Source organism: Rhodopirellula sp. UH5, assembly GCF_056839225.1.
Map to the genome: position 1 here is coordinate 3394319 of NZ_CM166390.1, position 21382 is coordinate 3415700.

Here is a 21382-nt window from a genome sequence, read left to right on the forward strand (position 1 = left end):
ACCAACTCACTTTGTCGGCCGAACTCTGTTTGCCGATCGGCTCACTTGACCGGTTCGGCAAACAGCTCGGGATACTTTTCAGTGAGCTGACGTCGCAGTTTCGGACGTGCCTTCAAAGCGGAGCCCATCTTCCGAACCATCTTGGGATTGTTGATGCCGCCCAGCTCGTGATCGGTCGGCATGATCTCGCTGTCCCAATCGGCAAGCTCAGAGGGACGCACATTGTCGCGGTAAAACGCACCGGTGGTGAACGGCGTTGGAACAAACGAGCCGACCAAGCTCATGTCCAATTCGGGTTCAATCTGGCCTTCCATCCCGAGCGCCCACAAACACGCGTTCGCAAAGCAACGACGCGTGTCTTCATCGAGCAAGTCTTCCGACGCGCCGAACGAGAAGTAAGCCACGCGTGCATCTTTCTTGTCGCCCGATGGCGCGACGTAGTGATCGCGAGTCCAACCGGCCGACACTTTGGGCTTGTCCGTGTTGACATCGTCACTCGGCTCAAACGTGTTCAAGACTTGAACTTCCACCAATGGCGTCGCTCCCGTCGGCGGCTGAGACTTGTAGGCCCCGCTGTAACCATGCATCGTGCCGACTCCGGTCATGATGGGGTGCTCCTTGGCAGAATCCAACGCCGTGATCCGGCTGCTTGAACTGTGATTGCCGCCATAGTGACTTTGCCCGCGTTGCGCATGCCAGGTGTTGCCAAAGACCTGCTCACCCAAACCGCCGAGGTAGTCGTCACCGCTGTAGTTGAAGTTGAGCTTCGACCACTTGCCCTTTTGGCCGTTGAAGCAGTGAGTCGACGTCCGCGCCCCCACGACCGGACCACCTCGTTCAAAGTAATCCACCAACAGGTCAACCTGATCGTCGGGCAGCTTCATGAAACGGGTGAAGAAAAACAGCAGGTCCGCATCCTTGAGGGCTTCCATCCCGGGAACCGCTGCATCACCGGCTTTGATCTCGCCGTCCTGGTCGATTCCAAACAACACGGTGCATCGAAAGCCGTGATGCTTGGCCAAAATTTTCGCGAGCAGTGGGCACGCTTGTTCGGACCGGTATTCGTGATCATTGGCGATGAACACGATGTGCTTGCCTTTTCCGATCCCTTCCCCGCCTTCGTAAACCAGCGGCGCGGAATCGGAATCCGCCGCCAAACTGGTGAGCGGAAAAGTGACAAGTGACAGCAAAGCCAGAGAGAGCCAAGTCTTCATAGATTCAGTGTGTGATCGAGGTGGGATGAATGGGAGGTGTCGTTCACCATCACGCGGCGGCCCGATTTCAACCCCAAGCCAACACGTCACGAACAACAGGTGACTATGAATTTAGTCCATCTTCACCTCGATCGCGTGACGATCTGTCCCGCTTTCTTCAAAACGCCCCCACATCCGACCCCATGTCGCAATTCCATTGACTTGTGACGCAACCACCAAAGCTCCCTTGGAACCATGGTGAATGCGTCAACTGCGAACCGGGCCTGGATAGAACCGGGCCTGGATAAAACCGGGCCTGGATAGAACCGGCCTGGGCAAAACGGGAGATGGGTACAACAGAACACGGAGAACGGTAGGGAAGAGCAGGGCGGAGTTTTCGATCGCCTCGATGGGGACAAGGAACGCTCAAAGCACCGCAAGACCACCGCTCATTCCTGCCTTCCCGTGGTGACTCCGCCCACACGACTGGTACCTGCTCTGGCGGACGCGAGTACAATGCGGCGTCTGATTCCCACCCGATCCTCCCCCCAACCGATCAGTGTCATGACGTCGAACTCCATGCGAGCATCCTGTCGATTCCGCGACCTTTCCCCGCGATTTTCAATGGCTTCGTTTCTTCTTGTTTCGTGCACTCTTGCTTGTCTTTCGTTCTCACAAGCCATCGCAAACGATCGCCCCAATGTGGTGATCGTGATGGCCGATGACCTCGGGTATGGCGACATTGGTTGCTACGGAGCCAAGGGTCTGGAAACTCCCAACATCGATCGCATGGCATCCGAGGGTTGCCAATTCACCAGCGGCTATTGCTCGGCGTCCACCTGCACGCCGACCCGCTATTCGTTCCTCACCGGCACCTACGCGTTTCGTTTCCCCGGTACCGGCATCGCACCACCGAACAGCCCCGCGTTGATTCCCGCGGGAACCACGACCACTGCCAGCGTGCTTCAAGAGGCGGGCTACAAATCCGCCGTCATCGGCAAGTGGCACCTGGGCTTGGGCGAAAAGAACGAAGGCCCGGACTGGAATGGGGATCTGAAACCAGGACCTTTGGAGATCGGCTTCGACCACTGCATCTTGCTTCCCACCACCAACGATCGCGTGCCACAGGTCTACGTGAACAACCACAACGTCGAGAACTTGGATCCGGCCGATCCACTGTGGGTTGGCAACAAGAAACCCTCCCAAGACCACCCCACAGGAATCACCCATCGCGACACATTGAAGATGGATTGGTCGCACGGTCACAACTCCACGATTCACAACGGCATCAGTCGCATTGGGTTCTACACCGGGGGCCACGCCGCTCGGTTCCGCGACGAAGACTTGTCGGATCGCTGGGTGGCAGAATCCAAACGATGGATCAGCGACCACAAAGAGGAACCGTTTTTCCTATTCTTTGCCTCACACGATCTGCACGTGCCTCGAGTCGTGAATGAACGCTTCCAGGGCAGCACCGCACTCGGACCTCGAGGGGATGCCATCGCGGAACTGGATTGGTGCGTGGGCGAACTGATGAAGTCGCTCGAAGAAAACGGACTGACCGAAAAAACCTTGCTCGTGTTCTGCAGCGACAACGGCCCAGTTTTGGACGATGGCTACAAAGACGATGCCAACGAAAAACTTGGCGAGCATGATCCGAATGGTCCCTATCAAGGCGGCAAGTACACGGTTTACGAAGGCGGAACGCGAACGCCATTCATCACCCGGATGCCCGGCACCATTCCCGTCGGTGTCAGTGACGAACTGGTTTGCACCATCGACTTTGCCGCCAGTCTCGCCGCCCTGGTCGGACAAGAACTTCCGAACGACGCTTGCCTGGACAGCCACAACGTGCTGGGAGCGTTGATGAATCAGTCCGGTGCCTCCGGTCGAGAGCATCTGGTCCAGCAAGACAACGGAAAAGTTGGCAACTACGGCTATCGCGTTGGCGATTGGAAACTCGTTCGCCACGACCAAAAGAAGTCCTACAACTTCGACCTGTCGATGACACGAAAATCAGTCCCCCAATTCGCTCTTTACAACCTTGAATCGGATCCAGCCGAACAAACCGATTTGAGTCAGAGCGAACCCGAACGAGCGAAGCAAATGCAACAGGAACTTCAACAGCTTCTCGACGCCGGTCGCAGTCGCTAAGCAGCAACAGCCAGTTGCTTGAGTCGTTAACGACGTATCAACGCCTGTAGAATGGGCACTCTTGCCCGTCAACGTGGTGAATATCACCGCCCCGCGGTCGTTGGATCACGCCGACACGCACAACCAGTCGCGGAGCGACGATAGTTGCTCAACGCCCCGTACGATGGGCTTCCAAGCCCGTCGCAATGGAACCCCGACACGTGAGCGAGGCACGACCTCGAATCCCTCACTCACCCTTCGCGTTTCCCCAAACCAATCAAAAAAAGCCGCCCACTGGAATCATCCGGTGAGCGGCTTTTCTGATGGATCCAACTCAATTGCGTTTGCAAATCATGCGGTCGCGAGTTTGGACTCTTCGCTTGCAATCATTTGTCGAAGGATCTCGTCCAGCGACACGCGGATGTCCCAGTCCGGGTAATCACGTCGCAGTTTGCTCAGGTCGCTGATGTAGCAAATGTGATCGCCTTTGCGATTGTCATCGCCCAGCGTCCACTTCACTTTGTGACCCGAGATGTCTTCGATCTTCTGAATGCATTCCAGCACGCTGGCCGCGTTGTCGCGTCCGCCACCGATGTTGTAAACCTCGCCTGGACGCGGGTTCTTCGAGAACGCTTCGAAGGCTTTGACCACATCGCTGCATTCGATTTGGTCGCGAACTTGTTTGCCTTTGTATCCAAAGATCGTGTAGGGCTTGCCCGTCACGGCCACGTGAACGAGGTAACTCAAGAACCCATGCAACTCGACGCCGCTGTGGCTGGCCCCGGTCAAGCATCCGCCTCGGAAGATTCCGGTCTTCAACCCGAAGTACTTGCCGTACTCCTGAGCCAACACGTCCGCCGCCGTCTTGGACGCGCCAAACAGCGAGTGCATCGTTTGGTCGATGCGGCACGACTCAGAGATGCCAGCGTGGTCTTCTTCGCGGGCATATTCCCAGCGGGTTTCCAATTCGTCCAGCGGCAACTCGTTGGGGGCATCGCCGTAAACCTTGTTCGTGCTCATGTGGCAGAACACAGCCTCGGGTGCATGCTGACGAGTTCCCTCGAGCAGGTTCAATGTTCCGTTGGCGTTGACTTCAAAATCCAAGAACGGAATCGCGGCGGCTTTGTCGTGCGATGGTTGGGCCGCACAGTGAATCACCAAATCCGGTGGCTCGTTCTTGAACAGGTCCAACACGCCTTCGCGGTCGCGAATGTCCAACGAGACGGTTCGGAAGTTCGAGGTTTCCTGTTCCAGTCGCGACTGGTTCCACTTGGTGCTGCCATCCGGGCCGAAAAAGGTGGCGCGCATGTCGTTGTCGATGCCGATGACTTCGTCACCCAGGGCGTCCCAATGCCGCACCGCGGCCGAGCCGATCAGCCCACTGGAACCTGTCACAATCACACGCATAGCACGTCAAACCTACCTAAAAACCAACATCCAAAAGAAAACTGCGTCTGATTGTAATTCGCAATCGAAACACCAAAACCGCCACGTTTTATTTTCAATGAAACGACATCGACGGCTGGTTGCCCATTTCAGTGAAGGCCGCTTGAACGCCCGCGGAGCGTTTTCGCCAGAGTCTTTCGGACGCTTCAGGCAGCCTGTTTCACGGCCACGGGAGCCTCGGCCGGGGTGTTGGGGCGGATCATTCGGGTCATCTCCAAAATTTCCGCGATCGCCAGGGCTTGCTCGGCAGCGGTTTGCGTCAAATCCAAAAACAGCACGCGTTTGCCGCGAATTTCGCACCAGGTGCTGCCAGCCCCCTCCAATGGTTCGCCGCGAATTTCAAATCCATTTTGGCGGGCGATGCGGGTCATCCGTTTCAGACGATCCAGCACGTTTTCCTCGTCAAACCGATTCATATCGAAGCCTTTGGACTCGCTGGAGACGGGCTTTTCGCCTGCGTGATTGAGGGCGAACAAGTCACCGGGGCAAGCAAGCCGTGGAGGGTAAGGTTTGCGGGCCGGATAGCAGGGATTTATCAACCGTGTGGGTTGTTCCGATAGATCAAACAGCCAATCCCTTCCCGCCCGGATTCCAAACTCAGCTATGTCGCACCAAGCTTCTTCCGCCCAATCGACTCACGCCGCCTCCGAATCCCAAGCCAATGAGCTGACGGTGCTGCGGGAACAGGTGAAACGACTGCAGAATCTGGCGACCCTCGGCGAACTGACCGGCACCGCCACGCACGAATTCAACAACGTGCTGATGACCGTCATCAACTACGCCAAATTGGGACTGCGGAACGAAGACAAAGCCAGCCGCGACAAAGCACTGACGAAAATCCTGGAAGCCTCCGAGCGTGCCGCTCAAATCACCAACACGATCTTGGCCCAAGCCCGCAATCGCAGCGACGCGATGGGCCCAGTCGACTTGAGCGGATTGGTTCGGGAAACCTTGGTGCTGATGCAACGTGAAATGCAAAAGTATCGAATCAGCATCGAAACGGACTTGCCCGAAACCGCGACGGTTCACGCCAGCGGAAACCAAATCCAACGCTTGCTGCTCAACCTGCTGACCAATTCACGACAAGCCATCGGCGAATGCGGCACGCTCTGGATTCGTGTCGCCTCCTGCGACACCGGAGCGGATGGAAACGGCTACGTTGAACTGACGGTTCGCGATTCTGGCAAGGGCATCCCTGAGGACGTTCTGCCAAAGATCTTTGACCCGTACTTCTCCACCAAAGCCGGTCCTGATGAAACAGGAAAGGGCGGCACAGGGTTGGGATTGGCCGCCTGCAAAGAAATCATCGACGAGCACAAAGGACGTGTGCGAGTCGAAAGCTCCGTCGGTCGCGGCACCGCCTTCATCATCCGCCTGCCAATCAGCGCGGCACAACGAGCTGCGGCTTGAAGCGCGTACGCTATCGCCCACCTGCCAAAAAGGTGTCAGGTACCTTTTTGGGGGAATGGGGGTTTTGGCTCGATGCCGGTGTCGTCAGCTGAAGGGTTCAGGCAACATTTTCTTTGCCGAATCGCCTTAGAATCGCTTCCTTCACAGAGCCCGCAGAACCGGCAAACCACCTGTTCTACCAAAAAGGTACCTGACACCTTTTTGGCGTCTGAGTGTGGGGTGACTCGGCGTTTGTCGGTGTCTGGGATCGCATACAATGACGTGTTGTCATTCGTTCCCGCGAACCCGCCCTGCGAAAATGCCCCGTCCACTCAGTGAAGCCCAGCTTGCCGACTACGACCGCCAAGGATTCTTGTTGGCTTCGTCTTTGTTCGATCCCGATGAGATCGAACTGCTGCGACGCTCCGCCAAAGAAGACAAGCGTTTGGACGACCACGCGTTTGGTCGCGACGATGGTGAAGGCGGCACCGTGCGATTGTCTCTTTGGAACCATCCCGGTGACGGTGTCTATGGTGCGTTTGCAAGGTGCGATCGAATCGTGGAAAGGGCTGGGCAACTGTTGCGTGACGAACCCTATCACTATCACTCCAAGATGATCATGAAGGACGCGCGCGTCGGTGGCGCGTGGGCCTGGCATCAAGATTACGGCTACTGGTACAGCAACGGCGTTTTGACGCCGAACCTAGTCAGTTGTTTCATCGCCGTTGATCCGGCAACCAAAGAAAACGGGTGCTTGCAAGTCATCCGCGGCTCCCATGCGTGTGGACGCATTCATCATCAATTGACCGGTCAGCAAGCCGGGGCGGACCCGGAACGCGTGACCGAGATTTTGAAACGGTTCGAGCTCCTGCACGTTGAAATGAGTCCGGGTGATGTGCTCTTCTTCCATTCCAACCTGTTGCACCGCAGCGATCAAAATCACAGCGAGAATCCTCGTTGGTCCATGATCTGTTGCTACAACGCGAAGTCCAATGATCCTTACAAGGAATCGCATCACCCGCGCTACACGCCACTGAATCGGTTGCCTGACTCCGCGGTACGCGAGATTGGAGCGCAGCGATTTGACGCCGTTGGCACCGCCGGATCTGGAACGAATGGTTCTGGCCAAGGCGATGAACAAAGTGCATCGATGGCATGGCTGGATCCCAATCGAGATGCCAGCGCAACCGCTTTGAACGCGAATTCAAAGGACGCTGAGAATTGACGCAGCGTGAGAGCAACGCGGCCGACTTGGGCATCGATCCCGTTATGCCGAAAGATCGCGAGGTGCCGATCGGGTGCATCGGTGCTGGGTTCATCATGGATGATTGCCAGTTGGTGGCGTACCGAGCCGCGGGATTTCAGCCCGCTGCAATCGCTTCGCGGCGAAGAGAACAAGCCGCCTCGGTGGCAGAGCGGCATGGAATCAGCAAGGTCTTTGACAATCCCAGCGAACTTTTGGCCGACAGTTCAATCCCGGTCATCGACATCGCGGTCCCACCGGACGTTCAACTCGAGATCATTCGGGAAGCGGTGCGGCACCCGCACATCCGTGGCATCTTGGTTCAAAAACCCATCGCGGGTTGTCTTGCCAAAGCCAAGCAAATCGTCGATCTCTGCCGCGACGCTGGTATCACGCTTTGTGTCAATCAAAACATGCGCTACGACCAGTCGGTTCGGGCGTGCAAGACGCTGCTGGCTCAAGGCCAACTCGGCGAGCCTGTTTTAGCGACCATTGACATGCGAGCGATCCCGCACTGGATGCCTTGGCAACAACGGCAGGGGTGGATGACCTGCCGGATCATGTCGATCCACCACTTGGACGCCATGCGGTACTGGTTCGGAGATCCTATTCGTGTCTTCGCCAGCTTCCGGACCGACCCGCGAACGACGTTCTCGCACGTGGACGGCATCGGACTGTACATCCTGGAATACGCCAACGGTTTGCGTTGTCAAATTTGCGACGACGTGTGGGCAGGACCGGCTCGCGAAGGCGCGGCCGAAGACTTGGGGATCACTTGGCGAGTCGAGGGCACCAAGGGGATGGCTCGCGGAACCATCGGTTGGCCCAAGTACCCGCTTCGCAGCCCCAGCACAATCGACTGGACCACGACCGACATCGGCCGATGGGAACAACCACGCTGGGACCAAGTCTGGTTCCCCGACGCGTTCGCCGGACCGATGGCAGAACTGCTGGTCGCTTTGGAAACCGGCATCGAACCCAACCTAAGCGGTCGCGACAACCTTCGTACAATGGCTTTGGTCGACGCATGTTACGAATCAGCGAAAACCCACCGTGCGATCGAGCTCCCAACAACGTTGTAGAATTCATTCACCACGAACTCACATCAATTGGCAAACCGCTGGCAAGCAAATCATTTTTGCGGTCAGCCAATTCCTGAGCCGCCGCGTTCTGGCGAGCGAACCACCAAGCGACAACCAGAAAGATCAGCCAGAGCGGCAAAACAACAAAGAAGAACACCGCCAAGTTTCGCGGGGTCAACAATCGCGTGAGCAAACTGGACGCGGACTTTGACTCATTCGATGACGTCGCGTTTGCGGAGAGAGGTTCGGAAGACATGTTGGCTGTTTCAGACGAGAGGTGAGCAGCGAACGACAAATGGGTAGTGGACGAAGCGACGAGTCCCTTGCACGAGGACTCGTCACCTCGTCCACCACGACAACCGATTGCCCAGCAGCATCAACGATACATCAAATACTTTTCCCGACGTGCTTCGAATTCCGACAGCTCTTCTTGGTAGGCCGCCTGCAACTGCTCCACCGATTGACCGCCAAGGATTCCTTCCGCTGTTTTCTGGCTGACCAACAGACGGTTGAGAGACTTCGTATTCCAGTCATCGGGTGCAAGTCCCTGCAATGTCACGGCAATGGTCAGCGCCGTTCGCAACGGATCAAACTCAACCCGCTCAGTCAGGATCACGTTCACTCCGCCACACTTTTCATTGGCGAATTTGCTGGCGTCCGGAGTGAACTCGATTGGAACGAAGCTCACCCCGCTCAATCCCTGTGCGTTCAGTTCACGAGCCAATTCCAACGCATCGATCCAGGGAGCACCGAAGTGTTCGAAAGGTGTGTCCGTACCACGGCCCACGGACAAATTGGTCGTCTCCCACAACCCAATCGCCGGATACAGGTAGGCCGCATTGAGACTTCGCATATTCGGTGATGGATTGATCCACACGCGTCCGGTTTGATCGAACCCCGGACGGCCTTCCCAGCCCTCCATCGGAATGACTTGCAAATCCAGATCGAGTCCCCATTCGGCTTGGAACATCTTGGCCAGCTCACCAATCGTCATCCCATGCCGGACGGGAATGCGATGGTAAGCGATGAAGGATTCGCTGCCCGCATCGGTGACTGGACCTTGCACTGCTGTCCCGTTGATCGGATTGGGCCGATCCAAAACCACAAACCGAACATCGTTTTCAGCGGCTGCTTTCATCGCGCCACCCATCGTCGAGATGTAGGTGTAGAAACGAACGCCAATGTCCTGAATATCAAAAACCAGCGTGTCGATGCCTTCCAGCATCTCCGCCGTCGGAACACGAGTCTTGCCATACAGACTGTGGACTTTCAATCCGGTCAACGAATCCCGCTGGTCGTCGATGTTGGCTTGATCCAATTGGCCCACAAATCCATGTTCAGGACTGAACAAGGCCACCAGATTCACGTCCTTCGAATCGTGCAGCAACTGAACCGTCGAGACGCCTGCGAGGTTCGTGCCTGTGTGGTTCGTGATCAGGCCCACCTTGCGTCCCGCCAAGGCCGCAAAATCATCTTGCTGCAAGACATCGATCCCCGCAAGCACTTGAGCGGTGACGGCGTTTGTGTGAGCGAAACAAAGCGTGATTGTGAGCAGACAAACGGCAAAGAACTGGTGAGGCATGATCGCTTGAGAGTGAGCGTGATTTTCGGGAAGCAATGTCAATCATAACCCGCCCCACGACCGAACGATCACCTTCGCCGTGTCGCGGACATGTTTCATTGGCCTGTTCGCGGCCCCGCAGGAATCAAGCGACTGGCGACATACCCTGAAACAAAGGTGGTGACGGAGCCGATGATCGCCAACCAAGGCCACGCAACCAGCGTTGCAAATTTGATCGCGGTGAGCACTGCCATGCCGGTCATCATCCCGACCAATGCACCACGTTGGTGAGCGGAAGTGGTCAGAATCCCAAGCAGGAAAACGCCCAACAAGATCCCAGCCGTGAAGCCAGCAATGGCCAGAGCATCGCTGATGACACTGCTCGAAAGGTAGCTCGCACCGATCCCAATCGCGATCTGGATCAATCCAAAGGCAACGGTCAGCTTGCGACTGACGCCGAGAAGGTTGCCAGACACTTCGTCATCGGAACTCTTCTCGTCAGCGACCTTGTTCTCCGATCGGTTGCGGCGAGCAAGCAACCAAGGCTGATAGAAATCCGAGACCGCCGCAGACGCCGAGGAATTCAAGGAACTGGACAACGTGGACATGGCTGCCGCAAACACCGCCGCCAACGTGATGCCGACCAAGCCAACAGGCAGGTAGTCCACGATGAACGCAGCGAACACTTCATCGTTGTGCTCGAACGCTCGCGGATGAATTTGCGAATAGAAGCCTGCCAAAGCGACCCCCAGCAACAAGAACAAAGCGAATTGGATCAGCACCACCACGCCGCTGGCGACCACCGCACGCTGTGCATCCAACGTGCTCCGCGCGGCCAGATAACGCTGAACGATCATTTGATCGGTCCCGTGTGTCCCCAGCGTCAACACGGCTCCGCCGATGACTCCCGACCAAAACGTGAAGGGCTCCGTCAGGACACTGAAGTTGTCGGTCGATCGCCAACGAAAGTCAAAGACCTGGAAACGCCCGGTCTCCTGGCCGAACTCAACGAGTTGTTGCCAACCACCCGGGAAGTAGTTGACCAGGATCTGCAACGACAGCACCCCACCCACCATATAAACCACCAACTGGATGCAGTCGCTCCAGATCACAGCTTTGATCCCACCAAAGAACGTGTAGACGATCGTGAAGCCCCCCAGGATCACAATGCAGCTGACAAGGTCAACGCTGAGAACCTTCTCCAACGCAATGCCGGCCAAGAACAGCCGCAAACCGTCGCCCAGATTCCGGGTGACCAAAAACAACAACGACGCGAACCGTTTGCTGGAGTCGCCAAACCGCGTGGCCAGAATCTCATAGGCCGAATAGATTTCACCGCGGCGAAACAGGGGCACCAACACGACCGCCACAATCAAGCGGCCAATCACCAACCCCATCCCCAACTGCAGAAACCGCATGTCACCGTCGACCGCAAAGGCGATCCCAGGCACACTCAAAAAAGTCGCGGTGCTGGTTTCCGTGGCGACGATCGACCCCAAGATCGACCACCAGGGCATGTCGCGTCCACCCAGCAAGTATCCGGCCAAGTCCTTCTGGTCCCGTCCGACCCACAGACCAAAGCCAACCATCGCGAGCATGTAGATGACCAGAACCGCAAGGTCAAAGGAGCTGATAGCCAAGTGTCGAGTCTCGTGTGCTGTAGTCGATTTTGTGCTTTGAATCCGCCTCGCCTGATCAGTGCGGTTACCTTACTGTATTTTGATGCGATCAGTTTTGTTGCGGTCAGGGAAATCACTCATGCGAAACCATCCACCATGCTGAACCAATTGACCACGGAAGCCAGCAACCCGGCCTCTGCCCAGATCGATTCGTTGTCAGCGTTGCAAATCGTTCAACTGATCAATCAACAAGACGCTTTGATTGCGGCCGCGGTGAACACGCAGGCCGAAAGAATCGCGGAGGCGGTGGATGTGATCGCGGACAAATTCCGCTCCAACGGGCGATTGGTTTATCTGGGTGCCGGCACGTCAGGTCGCTTGGGTGTGCTCGACGCCAGCGAATGCCCGCCGACCTTCCGCACCCCACCCGAGATGGTCGTGGGCGTGATCGCGGGCGGCCCCGAGGCGCTGACCCGAGCAATCGAAGGGGCTGAGGACCATCCGGAATTTGCGAAGCGTGATTTGGCTGCCATCAACCTGTCCGACAACGATGTGTTGGTGGGGATCGCCACCAGCGGACGAACCCCCTACGTCATCGGCGGGTTGCAACACGCCCGATCGGTCGGAGCTGTCACTGTCGGACTGAGTTGCAATCCAAACTGCCAATTGCGACCGCTCTCCCAAATCATGATCGCACCGGTCGTGGGACCTGAAGTGGTCAGCGGTTCCACCCGCTTGAAAGCGGGAACCGCCACCAAGATGGTGCTGAACATGTTGACCACCGGGGCCATGATTCGGATCGGAAAGACATACGGCAACCGCATGGTCGACGTCCGCGCAACCAACGAAAAACTGGTCGCAAGATCGCGGCAAATGCTTTCCGAGATCGTGGGGATCCCAACCGACCAAGCCGATCAATTGCTGCACCAGTGCAAGGGCGAAGTGAAAACAGCCATCGTCGTTCACATGCGTGAGGTCTCCCCACAAACGGCGCGACAACAGTTGGCTGACGTGGGTGGGCACCTGAGTCGCTTGTTCGTGACTCCCCCCGAATGAACGCGTCCACTGGACTGGTGCTGGGAATCGACGGTGGCGGCACCAAAACCGTCGCGTGGCTCGCGCGGTGTGACTTCCCCCATCATCACACTGCGATTCCCAACGCGATTGAAACGCTTGGCCGCGGACGCGCGGGTTCTTCCAATGTCCGTAGCGTCGGCTTTGAAACCGCGTTGGGCAATCTGGATCGAGCCGTCGAGAATGCCTTCGCCGATGCAGAAATTCCCCGCGTCATGGTGGACCGGGCTTGCTTGGCGCTGGCCGGTGCCGGTCGAAACAGCGAACAACAACGCATTCGATCGTGGGCGGATCAATGCCAATTGACGAAGTCATTGACCCTGGTCGATGACGCATTGCCAGTGCTGTACGCCGCGGCGGAAGACGGGGTTGGCATCGCGCTCATCTCGGGCACCGGGTCGCTGGCACTGGGCCGAAACACCGAAGGTGAGACAGCGAGATGTGGCGGTTGGGGAAGCTTGTTGGGTGATGAAGGCAGTGGCTACCAGATTTCTCTTGCTGCTCTGCGTGCTGTCGTTCGCGCCGACGATGGGCGCGGTCCCACCACCCAACTGCACCAGCGATTGCTGGAACACCACGGGATCACAACGGCCAGTGAATTGATTCCAATCCTCTACACCGACTCGAACAATCGAGTGCAAATCGCCTCGCTTGCTCCACTCGTTTTTGAGGTCGCAGGCTCCGGCGATTCGGTCGCCCAACAGATCCTTGATCAAGCGTCCACGGATCTTGCCGAGATGGTGAACACGCTGGTCGCTCGCCTTGGCATGTCCGACCACCCCTGCGCATTGGCAGGCACCGGCAGCGTGCTGATTCATCAACCAGCGTTCACACAAAGCGTCCGTGACAAGCTGGCACGAACTGGAATCGAAACCACCTACCGTGCGATTCCTGAATCAGTGGCAGGCACGCTGGTGATTGCAATGGGATCGACCACAACTCACTCAAACTGAATCAGCGAGTCTCAACGATCACCAGGCACCGCATTCGGGCTCGTGTTCGTCTTCGACGCCCAGGCGTGTTTTGAACTGCTGGAACTTGTCGTACAAGCGTTCACTGCTGCTGTGCACGTGTTCAGCCTCGGTGATGAACTTGATCGAGTCATCCGGATACACATCCGAATTGATCAACGCCTGGCGGAATCCATCCAGTGGCGTTCCGTAGGCGATCAACAGTTTGTGTTCGTCCAGTTGGACTTCCTGTTGCTTGGCCGTGTTGATGATCGCGATTCCAGTGCAGCCATCGTTGAGCAACACGTCTTCGAATTCCATCAAGATGCTTTTCAGCACGGGAACATCGATGTGCTCGCGGTACAGGTCTTCGTGTTGCGAAGAACTGTGATGGCTGGTTTCCAACACCACATCGACCACGGTTCCCAGTTGATCGATCAGATCCAAGAACACATCCATCAAAACAGGTTTGGATGCGGCGGCCATGATGACCGGCGTGGTGGATCCGTTGGATTCGTCCACGTACTTGTCGTACCGAAATCCCTGACTGGGGGAAATCTGGACGTCGTAGGAAGGTCGGATGGCGTCGGTCAATTCGAACATCCCATAGGTTTTGATCCCCATGTGAACCTGCAGTTCTTCGTCCGAGAGACGTTCGAAGCTGCCAGGTGCGGATGTTGGAATCGCGTCGTCCTGTGCCGTCGGACGAAGGATGCGTTTGAGAAAGCCCATTTGATTGGTAATTTTCGACGCGTGTGTGATGACGACACCAGGGTGGAAAAGATTGCCTGAGCCGGTTCACCGCTGCGACTGGTGAACACACAAAGCTAGGTCACGTCACGGCCAAGACCCCGCAACTGTCCCAGAACCGCTCAAAACTCGCTGAATGGCCCGTGAGACGGCCTCCCAAGCGTTTCCACCGTCATAACCCGAACAATCGTTTCTCCCAACTCACCCCAAGCGGGGCCCTGGTTCGCCCGGATCCTTGCGAAAGAGGTTGACACGCACGCCTGGGAGTCGACATTGAGACGTTAGCGGGGGCCGCGCACCGCCTTTTTCAAAAACGCTTCTCTGAAGACGCTTTCGAGCGGCTGGTTCATGATGGATCGAACAGCATCCCGACGGGCTTTGTCCCGTTTCATTCGTACTTTGCCCTGCCCAGGGTTTCCATCGATTCTTCCCAGCGATTCAAACGCTGCGAAAAACCGAGTTGCGAAAGTGCTCACGCTGGCATGCCTGACGGCAGCGTTGCTCCCCAGCGGCTGTGACTTACCCGATCGGTACGACATCCAGACGTTTGAAAAGCCTGCTCCTTGGCACGCGGAAACAACGCCTTCGTTTGCCTCTCAGGCACGCAACACAGCGCGGCCCTCGTCCGCCGCCGATGCGATGCGGCAATCCGGCATGCCAGAGATCCTCACTCCCAACCAGACGCCCTCCAACACGATCGAAACCGTTTCGGGCAAACCCGGTTCGCACGCCTCCGCCGGAACAACCGAAAACCGACTCGCCGACGAGTGGGAGTCGTGGCAAATTCACAGCCTCCGTTCGACCATCTTGGGCGGCATTCATGCCAAGTCCACTCGCACCGCGGACAACGAGATCAAGGTCGAGCTGGAAGAACAAGGGCTGACCTATCGCGGCATGCTGCAAATCCTGGAGTCGAACCAACAAACGTTCTGGCACGATGCCAATGGCGACCTGAAGAAAGTGGACTGCACATTTCGACGTGGACCGATCGAATCACATCGCACGATCGAGATCACCGCCAACGAAGTCCAGTTCGTTGACAACCGCTTGGTCGCAACCAAGAAGAAGACGCTGCCGATCCATTCACCACTGGGCGGCCCGCTGCACGTCTACCAAACGCTGCGCCGAAAACCTTTGCAAGAGGGTGAAATTCGCGAAGCCAATGTCTTGCTTCCAATCCTGGGGGAAGTGGCAACCCTTCGACTGCAACACAACTCGCTCGCTTCGCCTTCCGTCCTGACACCGCAGGGATTCCAAGAAGTCGTGCTGCAGGAAGCATCTTGCCTGTTGTCACTGGGTCCCCAACGACAACGCGAAAGCGTTTATTGGTTTGACGACCAAGGGCAGGTGCAGCTCTACCACGTCGCCAACGAACAACGATTTTCGTACGGCTGCAATGCCTCGCAATACAAGCTGCTGGGGCAAGAGTTCCTCAACCAAGACTATCCGATTGCCTTGCAAGTGCAGGGCAAACCGCTTGAGACCGAAGCGAGTTTGTTGGCAGGTGACCTCCAGCAGGTCGGCTACGAAATCATCTGGGCCACACCGCCCGCGCCCGAGTCCGTGGCATCGGATCCACCTGGGGAGGCAAACGAACCAGAATCCGAACCATCCGCGGACAACCAAGACAATCAGATCGCTCTGGCTCCCCGTCAGTACCTACGACGCAGTGGTGACCAAGCACAGCAAAAGCTGATCGTTTCCCGGACCCCCGTTCCACCTTCCAAGCTTCGCGACCGCTTTGACCAGTTCGGAGGCGAGAGCACCCCCGCTGACTTGGCCGCGACTTCGTTGGTGGACTATCGCTCCGCCACGGTTCGCCGCATTGCCAACGCAACTGCCAACAGCCCCGACTTCACGTTGGCGGAACGAGCGATGGAGATGAACCGCACCGTTCACTCCTTGCTGTCGTTCCAAGCGCTCTCGCAAGGCATGCGTGCGGCCAGCCAAATTGCGGACTCATCGACAGCTGACAGCACCGAGCAGTCCATTCTGCTGATGGCACTGTTGCGATCCGCCGGGATTCCATCCCGAATGGCCTTGGGAATCCGTTACCAATCCGCTGACCACGTTGCCCCCACCCGTGATGTGGCGTTGCCATTCCAAACACGGGCTCGCCTTCCCGAAGGCAACCGCTTTGTCTATCACGCCTGGGTGGTGGCGAAAGTCGACGACCAATGGATCTCGTTGGACCCCGTCGCTGGCACCGAAACCCAACCGGATTGCTTGGCAATTGAGACCACCGACATGAAAGACATCGATCCGATTGAGTTGATCGAGGAATTCATCGACAAACTCTCGCGAATGCAGATCAGCATCTACGCGGTCATTCGTGGTGCCTGAGCGGTGGGTGCGGGAGTCATTGGGTGCCAGAGCAGGTGAGTGCCAGAGCAGTGGCTTGCGCATAAAAAAAACGCCCCGGAGAAGGTTACCCTTCGCCGAGGCGTTTTTGAGGTCACGTCTGTTTGACGCAGTGGTCTACTTTCATCAAGTGAACAAGTTCACTCAGCGAACGTAGCTGGCACTGGCCTGAATGACGCGACGATTACGGGAAATGCTTGCACTTGGATCAACGATCGGTGCAGGTGGCATTGGAGCGGCGTGAGGAGCAGCGACTGGTGCGGCAGTAGGAGCGGCGTAGGTCGATCCACATCCGCATCCGGTGTCACAAGGAGCTGCGTCGCAGCCCATGTCACAGCAGCTGCTGCTCTTGCAACCGAGGTTGCCGAAGAGTTTCTTCAGCAGGCCGCCTTTGCCGATGCTGCAGCAACCGCTGTCACATCCGCTGTCGCAGCAGGTAGGTTCGCAAGAAGCGATTTCGCAACCGCAAGCTGGTTCGCAAGCGACTTCACAAGGAGCTTCGCAGCAGCTGTTGCAGCCTTTGCCGCTGAACAACTTGCTCAGCAAGCCGCCCTTGCCAATGCTGCATCCGCTGTCGCAGCACGAAGGTTCGCAAGAAGCGACTTCGCAACCACAAGCTGGTTCGCAAGCGACTTCACAAGCAGGTGCACAGCCACAATCAGCGACTTCGCAACCGCAAGTTGGTTCTGCACAGCTGTTGCAGCCGCCGAACAGTTTGCCCTTCAGCAAACCACAACCGGAGTCACAACCGCCACAGGGGGCTTCGCAACCACAATCAGGTTCGCAAACAGGAGCACATCCGCAGTCGCTGTCGCAACCGCCGCAAGGTGCTTCCAAACCACAAGTAGGCTCACAAGCAGGAGCTTCACAGCAAGCTGTTGAGCTTCCGCAGCCTTTCATGCCGAGCATTCGGTCCAGCAGGTCAAAGCCGAAGCCTTGTGTACAAACCGAACTCGCCACGACCATCGTCAATGTTAAAATTGTCCGCTTCATCGGAGATTATTCTCCCTCTCGAGATTGTTGCGGGAAGTTGTCGGCAGTGATCCGTCACATGCGATTTTGCAACCTCACCATTGAATCTGTGTCCGGGGGACACGGTCGTCGGACGAAGTCGCCGACGATCAAGCCCCGAGGAAAGACTTCAGAACACAAACCGAGCGAGGTGCGAGCACCTGGCCCGCTGACTTCGTTCAGTTCTGAAATCCGTTATCGATTCGTGCCAGACTTCCTGGCGATGGTGAAATGAGTTCAATCGTTGGATGAAGAAACATCTGCCAGATGCTGACATCCGCTGTCTGCATCTCTGGGTCACCCGAGTCACTTGAGCTAGATCGAGCCTGAGATGCCGGGAGCATTTCAAACCCGACTCAAGCGGTCGGACAACAAACGTATCGGCGACACCTAGGCTTCAATGCAGTGGTTTGAGCCTTTTTCGTCAGCTTGTTAACGTTTGCGGCTTGCGGAATTTCAACGCGATTATTCGGCTGGGATGGGTCGTCCTGAACAATCCCTTGGTACGATGCGTTTAATCGATTCAGACTGACAGAATCACCCCCTCATGGCGGGAACAGCGGCTCAGATCGAGTGGCTTTCGCCGTGGAACGCGCCGTTATGAAACCCCAGCGAATGCACGCGAATCCGGCAAACCAACGGGCCACCCCGGGACCCTCCCAGCCCGAACTCGTGGATTTAACACGAATCGAACCGGTGGAGTGCCCCTGTGGGCTGGCCCGACGCGCCTTCGCGGACTCGCCCCATTTCCCAGGCACGTTGCATCTGACCCAAATCAGTCTGGACGCCCAAACACACTTCCACCGCGATCACACCGAGATCTACGTGATCTTGAACTGCGACGCCGATGCGGCCATCGAACTCGATGGCGAACTTCATCCCGTCCGTCCCCTGATGTCCATTCTCATTCCTCCCCAGGTCAAACACCGTGCGGTGGGGAAAATGGAGGTCTTGATCGTGTGCACCCCTGAATTCGACTCTGCGGACGAACACTTCGGTGATCCTGCCGTGAAGTCAGCCAAAAACTCGACTGTCCCGTAGGCCCCACGGCTTTCGCCTTTCAATGGCTGCCGAAAACAGTCGCGAATTGCCGTTCAAACGACTTTTACACTTTTGAGCATCGGAGGGGATTGCACGCGACGGGTACCGACACGCTAAAATCATTTTAATCCACACGATTGGGACTATCCTGTCGTTCCTCTCCTTCCCTGCCCCATCCCCGCCCCCCGGAATCCTTGATGTTTGCGACGTTGCGCCGCTCAGTCACTTCGCCACGCTTCCTGAGGACCTCACAACACTTTGATCGCCCGCCTCGTGTGGTCGTGATGTTGCTGTGCCTGATGGGTTGTGTTGGCCTGACCCTGGGCTCCTCCATTGCCCACTCCCAAGAAAACGGACAAACAGCTGACTGGACCTATTGGCGTGGCCCCAATTTCAATGGGACCGCCGAAGCGGAGAACTTGGTCGAAGACTGGGACTCCGAAGGTGGCGAAGGCAGCAATCTGATTTGGAAACGCGACGACATCGGCACCCGCAGCACGCCCGTTGCGATGAACGGCCGACTCTACTCCATGATGCGTTCCAATCCGGGAACGGACACAGAAGGCGAAAAAGTCGTCTGCTTGGACGCCGAAACCGGCGAAACCATTTGGGAAAACCGCTTCAACGTCTGGATGTCAGACGTGCCTGACACCCGGGTGGGATGGAGCAGCGTGGTCGCGGATCCGGAAAGTGGCAATGTTTATGCCCTCGGCGTCTGCGATTTGTTCCTCTGCATCAATGGCGAAACAGGCCAAACCGTTTGGAGCAAACCACTTCACGAACAATTTGGAATGCTGTCGACCTACGGCGGACGAACCAACTTCCCTGTGATTCACGAAGACCTCGTGATCATCAGCGGCATCATCATCAACTGGGGCGAAGCCGCCAAACCGAACCACCGCCTGATCGGGATGGACAAACTGACCGGCGAAGTCGTCTGGTTCAGCGGCACCAAGGACTTGCCCAACGACACCACTTACTCCGCTCCCACGCTGACCACGATCGAAGGCCAACGGCAATTGATCCTGGGAACTGGCGACGGAGCCGTCTGGGGCATTCAACCTCGGACCGGCAAACCGCTTTGGCACCACGACCTTTCCCGCCGCGGTCTGTTCGCAACCCCGTTGGTCGATGGCAATCGGGTTTATGCCAGCCACAGCGAAGAAAACATGTCCGGCAGCTCGATGGGCGCGGTCGCTTCCGTCGAAGTCGGCGGAACCGGTGACGAAACCTACGGCAAAGAAGTCTGGAAGATGGAAGGCCTGGTCGTCGGCCGCAGTGCTCCCGTCGTCGTTGACAACCGTTTGTATGTGGTCGATGACCGCTGCAAACTCTGGATCATCGATACCGAAACGGGTGACTTGATCGCCGAGCGAATCGCGATCGGAGACCGCAAACAATGGCCGTCGCTTTTGGTTGCCGATGAGAAACTCTATGTCCTGACGGAAAACGGGCGTTGGGCAATCTTGGAAATGACCGAGGATGGCGTCGAATTCCTCAACAAGGGACGCATTCGCAACGAAGCCTTTCACTCCTCGCCAATCTTGGCCAATGGAAAGTTGTATTTCCAAGGTGCTTCGGCGCTGTACTGCGTTGGCTCACCGGAATCCAAGCAGAAACCGCTCGTGTTGGCAGAGCAATTGCTCGGCGAAACAGCCCTCGAGGAAAACCCAGAACCCGCCCAATTGCTGATCACTCCCGCGGAAGGCTTGCTGCATCCCGGACAAACCATGGAACTGTCGGTTCGACTGTTCAATCGACTGGGACAACGTTTGGCGGATCCAGACCTTTCAGAGGTCGCGTTCAGCGTTGAAGGACCTGGCTCCGTCGACGGCAACGTCTTCACCGCCAACGCGGACGTCGCTCACACGGCGGCCACGATCGTCGCCAAGGTCGGAAGTGTTTCCGGATCCACCCGCGTTCGGATCGTGCCGGAACTGCCCTGGGCGTTCAATTTCGATGACCTGAATGACCCACCGCTTTCCTGGGTGGGTGCTCGTTATCGACACGTGATCCGTCCCGTCGATGGCTCGCCCGCCTTGGTCAAGATCAGCACGATTCCCAAGGGAGCACGCAGCCGTGCTTGGATGGGATCCAGTGAACTGAAGAACTACACCATCGCCGCTGATGTTCGTGGCAGCCGAGCCAATGACCAACTTCCCGACATTGGCTTGACCGCTCACGGTTACGTGTTGGATTTGATGGGCAACAGCCAACAGTTGCAAATCCGATCCTGGTCACCGCAATTGCGAATGGCACAAACCGTTGACTTCCCTTGGGAAGAAGACAAGTGGTACCGGATGAAGTTCCGAGCCCAGATCGAAGGCAGCGGCGACGATGCGATTGCCGTGTTGAAGGGCAAGATTTGGCCTCGCGGCGAAGAAGAGCCCGCTGACTGGACCGTGACTGCTGAAGACAAAATCCCTGTCCTTTCGGCCAGCCCTGGTTTGTACGGCAACGCGAAAGTCGCGGAGCTTTACATCGACAACTTGGAAGTCACTCCCAACGAGTGATGCAGGTGGGGCGGCA

16 protein-coding genes are annotated in these 21382 nt (G+C 57.1%); 9 read left to right on the top strand and 7 right to left on the bottom strand.

Annotated features, from left to right (window positions below; all coding sequences use genetic code 11):
* Positions 1-41: 41 nt before the first annotated feature.
* Positions 42-1214 (bottom strand): ThuA domain-containing protein, encoded by a 1173-nt coding sequence (locus UH5x_RS12005; RefSeq protein ID WP_047812915.1) that lies wholly within the window; start codon positions 1212-1214, stop codon positions 42-44.
* Between the two features lie 603 nt (positions 1215-1817).
* Here UH5x_RS12005 and UH5x_RS12010 point away from each other — a divergent pair.
* On the top strand, positions 1818-3347 hold the full coding sequence (locus UH5x_RS12010; protein ID WP_482635973.1) for a sulfatase family protein: 1530 nt from the start codon (positions 1818-1820) through the stop codon (positions 3345-3347).
* 330 nt (positions 3348-3677) lie between these two features.
* On the opposite strand, the gene UH5x_RS12015 is transcribed toward UH5x_RS12010, so the two are convergent.
* Positions 3678-4733 carry an NAD-dependent epimerase/dehydratase family protein gene (locus tag UH5x_RS12015; RefSeq protein ID WP_047812916.1) on the bottom strand — a complete coding sequence of 352 codons (1056 nt, stop codon included), beginning with the start codon at positions 4731-4733 and terminating at the stop codon, positions 3678-3680.
* Positions 4734-4918: 185 nt separating this feature from the next.
* Positions 4919-5188 carry a hypothetical protein gene (locus UH5x_RS12020; RefSeq protein WP_047813038.1) on the bottom strand — a complete coding sequence of 90 codons (270 nt, stop codon included), beginning with the start codon at positions 5186-5188 and terminating at the stop codon, positions 4919-4921.
* A gap of 187 nt (positions 5189-5375) precedes the next feature.
* Between UH5x_RS12020 and UH5x_RS12025 the strand changes: the two genes are divergently transcribed.
* From UH5x_RS12025 to UH5x_RS12035, 3 genes are all read left to right on the top strand, one after another.
* A complete protein-coding gene (locus UH5x_RS12025) occupies positions 5376-6182 on the top strand; it encodes a sensor histidine kinase (RefSeq protein ID WP_047812917.1) in 807 nt (268 codons plus the stop codon).
* 298 nt (positions 6183-6480) lie between these two features.
* Positions 6481-7386 (top strand): phytanoyl-CoA dioxygenase family protein, encoded by a 906-nt coding sequence (locus tag UH5x_RS12030; protein WP_482635785.1) that lies wholly within the window; start codon positions 6481-6483, stop codon positions 7384-7386.
* On the top strand, positions 7383-8486 hold the full coding sequence (locus UH5x_RS12035) for a Gfo/Idh/MocA family protein (RefSeq protein WP_047812919.1): 1104 nt from the start codon (positions 7383-7385) through the stop codon (positions 8484-8486). Before UH5x_RS12030 ends, UH5x_RS12035 begins: the two co-directional genes overlap by 4 nt.
* Before the next feature lie 7 nt (positions 8487-8493).
* On the opposite strand, the gene UH5x_RS12040 is transcribed toward UH5x_RS12035, so the two are convergent.
* The 3 genes from UH5x_RS12040 to UH5x_RS12050 all read right to left on the bottom strand — a co-directional run bounded on the left by UH5x_RS12040 (position 8494) and on the right by UH5x_RS12050 (position 11687).
* Entirely contained in the window at positions 8494-8742 is a 249-nt protein-coding gene (locus tag UH5x_RS12040) for a hypothetical protein (RefSeq protein WP_047812920.1), read from the bottom strand.
* A 120-nt stretch (positions 8743-8862) separates the two neighbouring features.
* On the bottom strand, positions 8863-10068 hold the full coding sequence (locus UH5x_RS12045; protein ID WP_482635974.1) for an exo-beta-N-acetylmuramidase NamZ family protein: 1206 nt from the start codon (positions 10066-10068) through the stop codon (positions 8863-8865).
* A 95-nt stretch (positions 10069-10163) separates the two neighbouring features.
* Positions 10164-11687: a sodium:solute symporter gene (locus UH5x_RS12050; RefSeq protein WP_482635786.1), complete on the bottom strand. Its 1524-nt coding sequence runs from the start codon at positions 11685-11687 to the stop codon at positions 10164-10166.
* Positions 11688-11822: 135 nt separating this feature from the next.
* Between UH5x_RS12050 and murQ the strand changes: the two genes are divergently transcribed.
* Both murQ and UH5x_RS12060 read left to right on the top strand, forming a co-directional pair.
* Positions 11823-12722 (top strand): N-acetylmuramic acid 6-phosphate etherase, encoded by a 900-nt coding sequence (gene murQ, locus UH5x_RS12055; RefSeq protein ID WP_482635787.1) that lies wholly within the window; start codon positions 11823-11825, stop codon positions 12720-12722.
* Complete coding sequence (locus tag UH5x_RS12060) at positions 12719-13693, top strand: N-acetylglucosamine kinase (protein WP_482635788.1); 975 nt, start codon at positions 12719-12721, stop codon at positions 13691-13693. Before murQ ends, UH5x_RS12060 begins: the two co-directional genes overlap by 4 nt.
* Positions 13694-13711: 18 nt before the next feature.
* Here UH5x_RS12060 and UH5x_RS12065 read toward each other — a convergent pair whose 3' ends face one another.
* Positions 13712-14422 carry a hypothetical protein gene (locus UH5x_RS12065; RefSeq protein WP_047812923.1) on the bottom strand — a complete coding sequence of 237 codons (711 nt, stop codon included), beginning with the start codon at positions 14420-14422 and terminating at the stop codon, positions 13712-13714.
* Between the two features lie 366 nt (positions 14423-14788).
* Here UH5x_RS12065 and UH5x_RS12070 point away from each other — a divergent pair, with 366 nt between their 5' ends.
* The 3 genes from UH5x_RS12070 (at position 14789) to UH5x_RS12080 (ending at position 21366) form a co-directional block, all read left to right on the top strand.
* Positions 14789-16783 carry a transglutaminase-like domain-containing protein gene (locus tag UH5x_RS12070; RefSeq protein WP_482635789.1) on the top strand — a complete coding sequence of 665 codons (1995 nt, stop codon included), beginning with the start codon at positions 14789-14791 and terminating at the stop codon, positions 16781-16783.
* Between the two features lie 1629 nt (positions 16784-18412).
* Positions 18413-18853, top strand: coding sequence for a cupin domain-containing protein (locus UH5x_RS12075; protein ID WP_236696000.1), 441 nt, complete (start codon positions 18413-18415; stop codon positions 18851-18853).
* Between the two features lie 284 nt (positions 18854-19137).
* The gene (locus UH5x_RS12080) at positions 19138-21366 is read left to right on the top strand and encodes an outer membrane protein assembly factor BamB family protein (protein ID WP_482635975.1); all 2229 of its coding nucleotides are present in this window, start codon (positions 19138-19140) and stop codon (positions 21364-21366) included.
* Positions 21367-21382 lie beyond the last annotated feature (16 nt).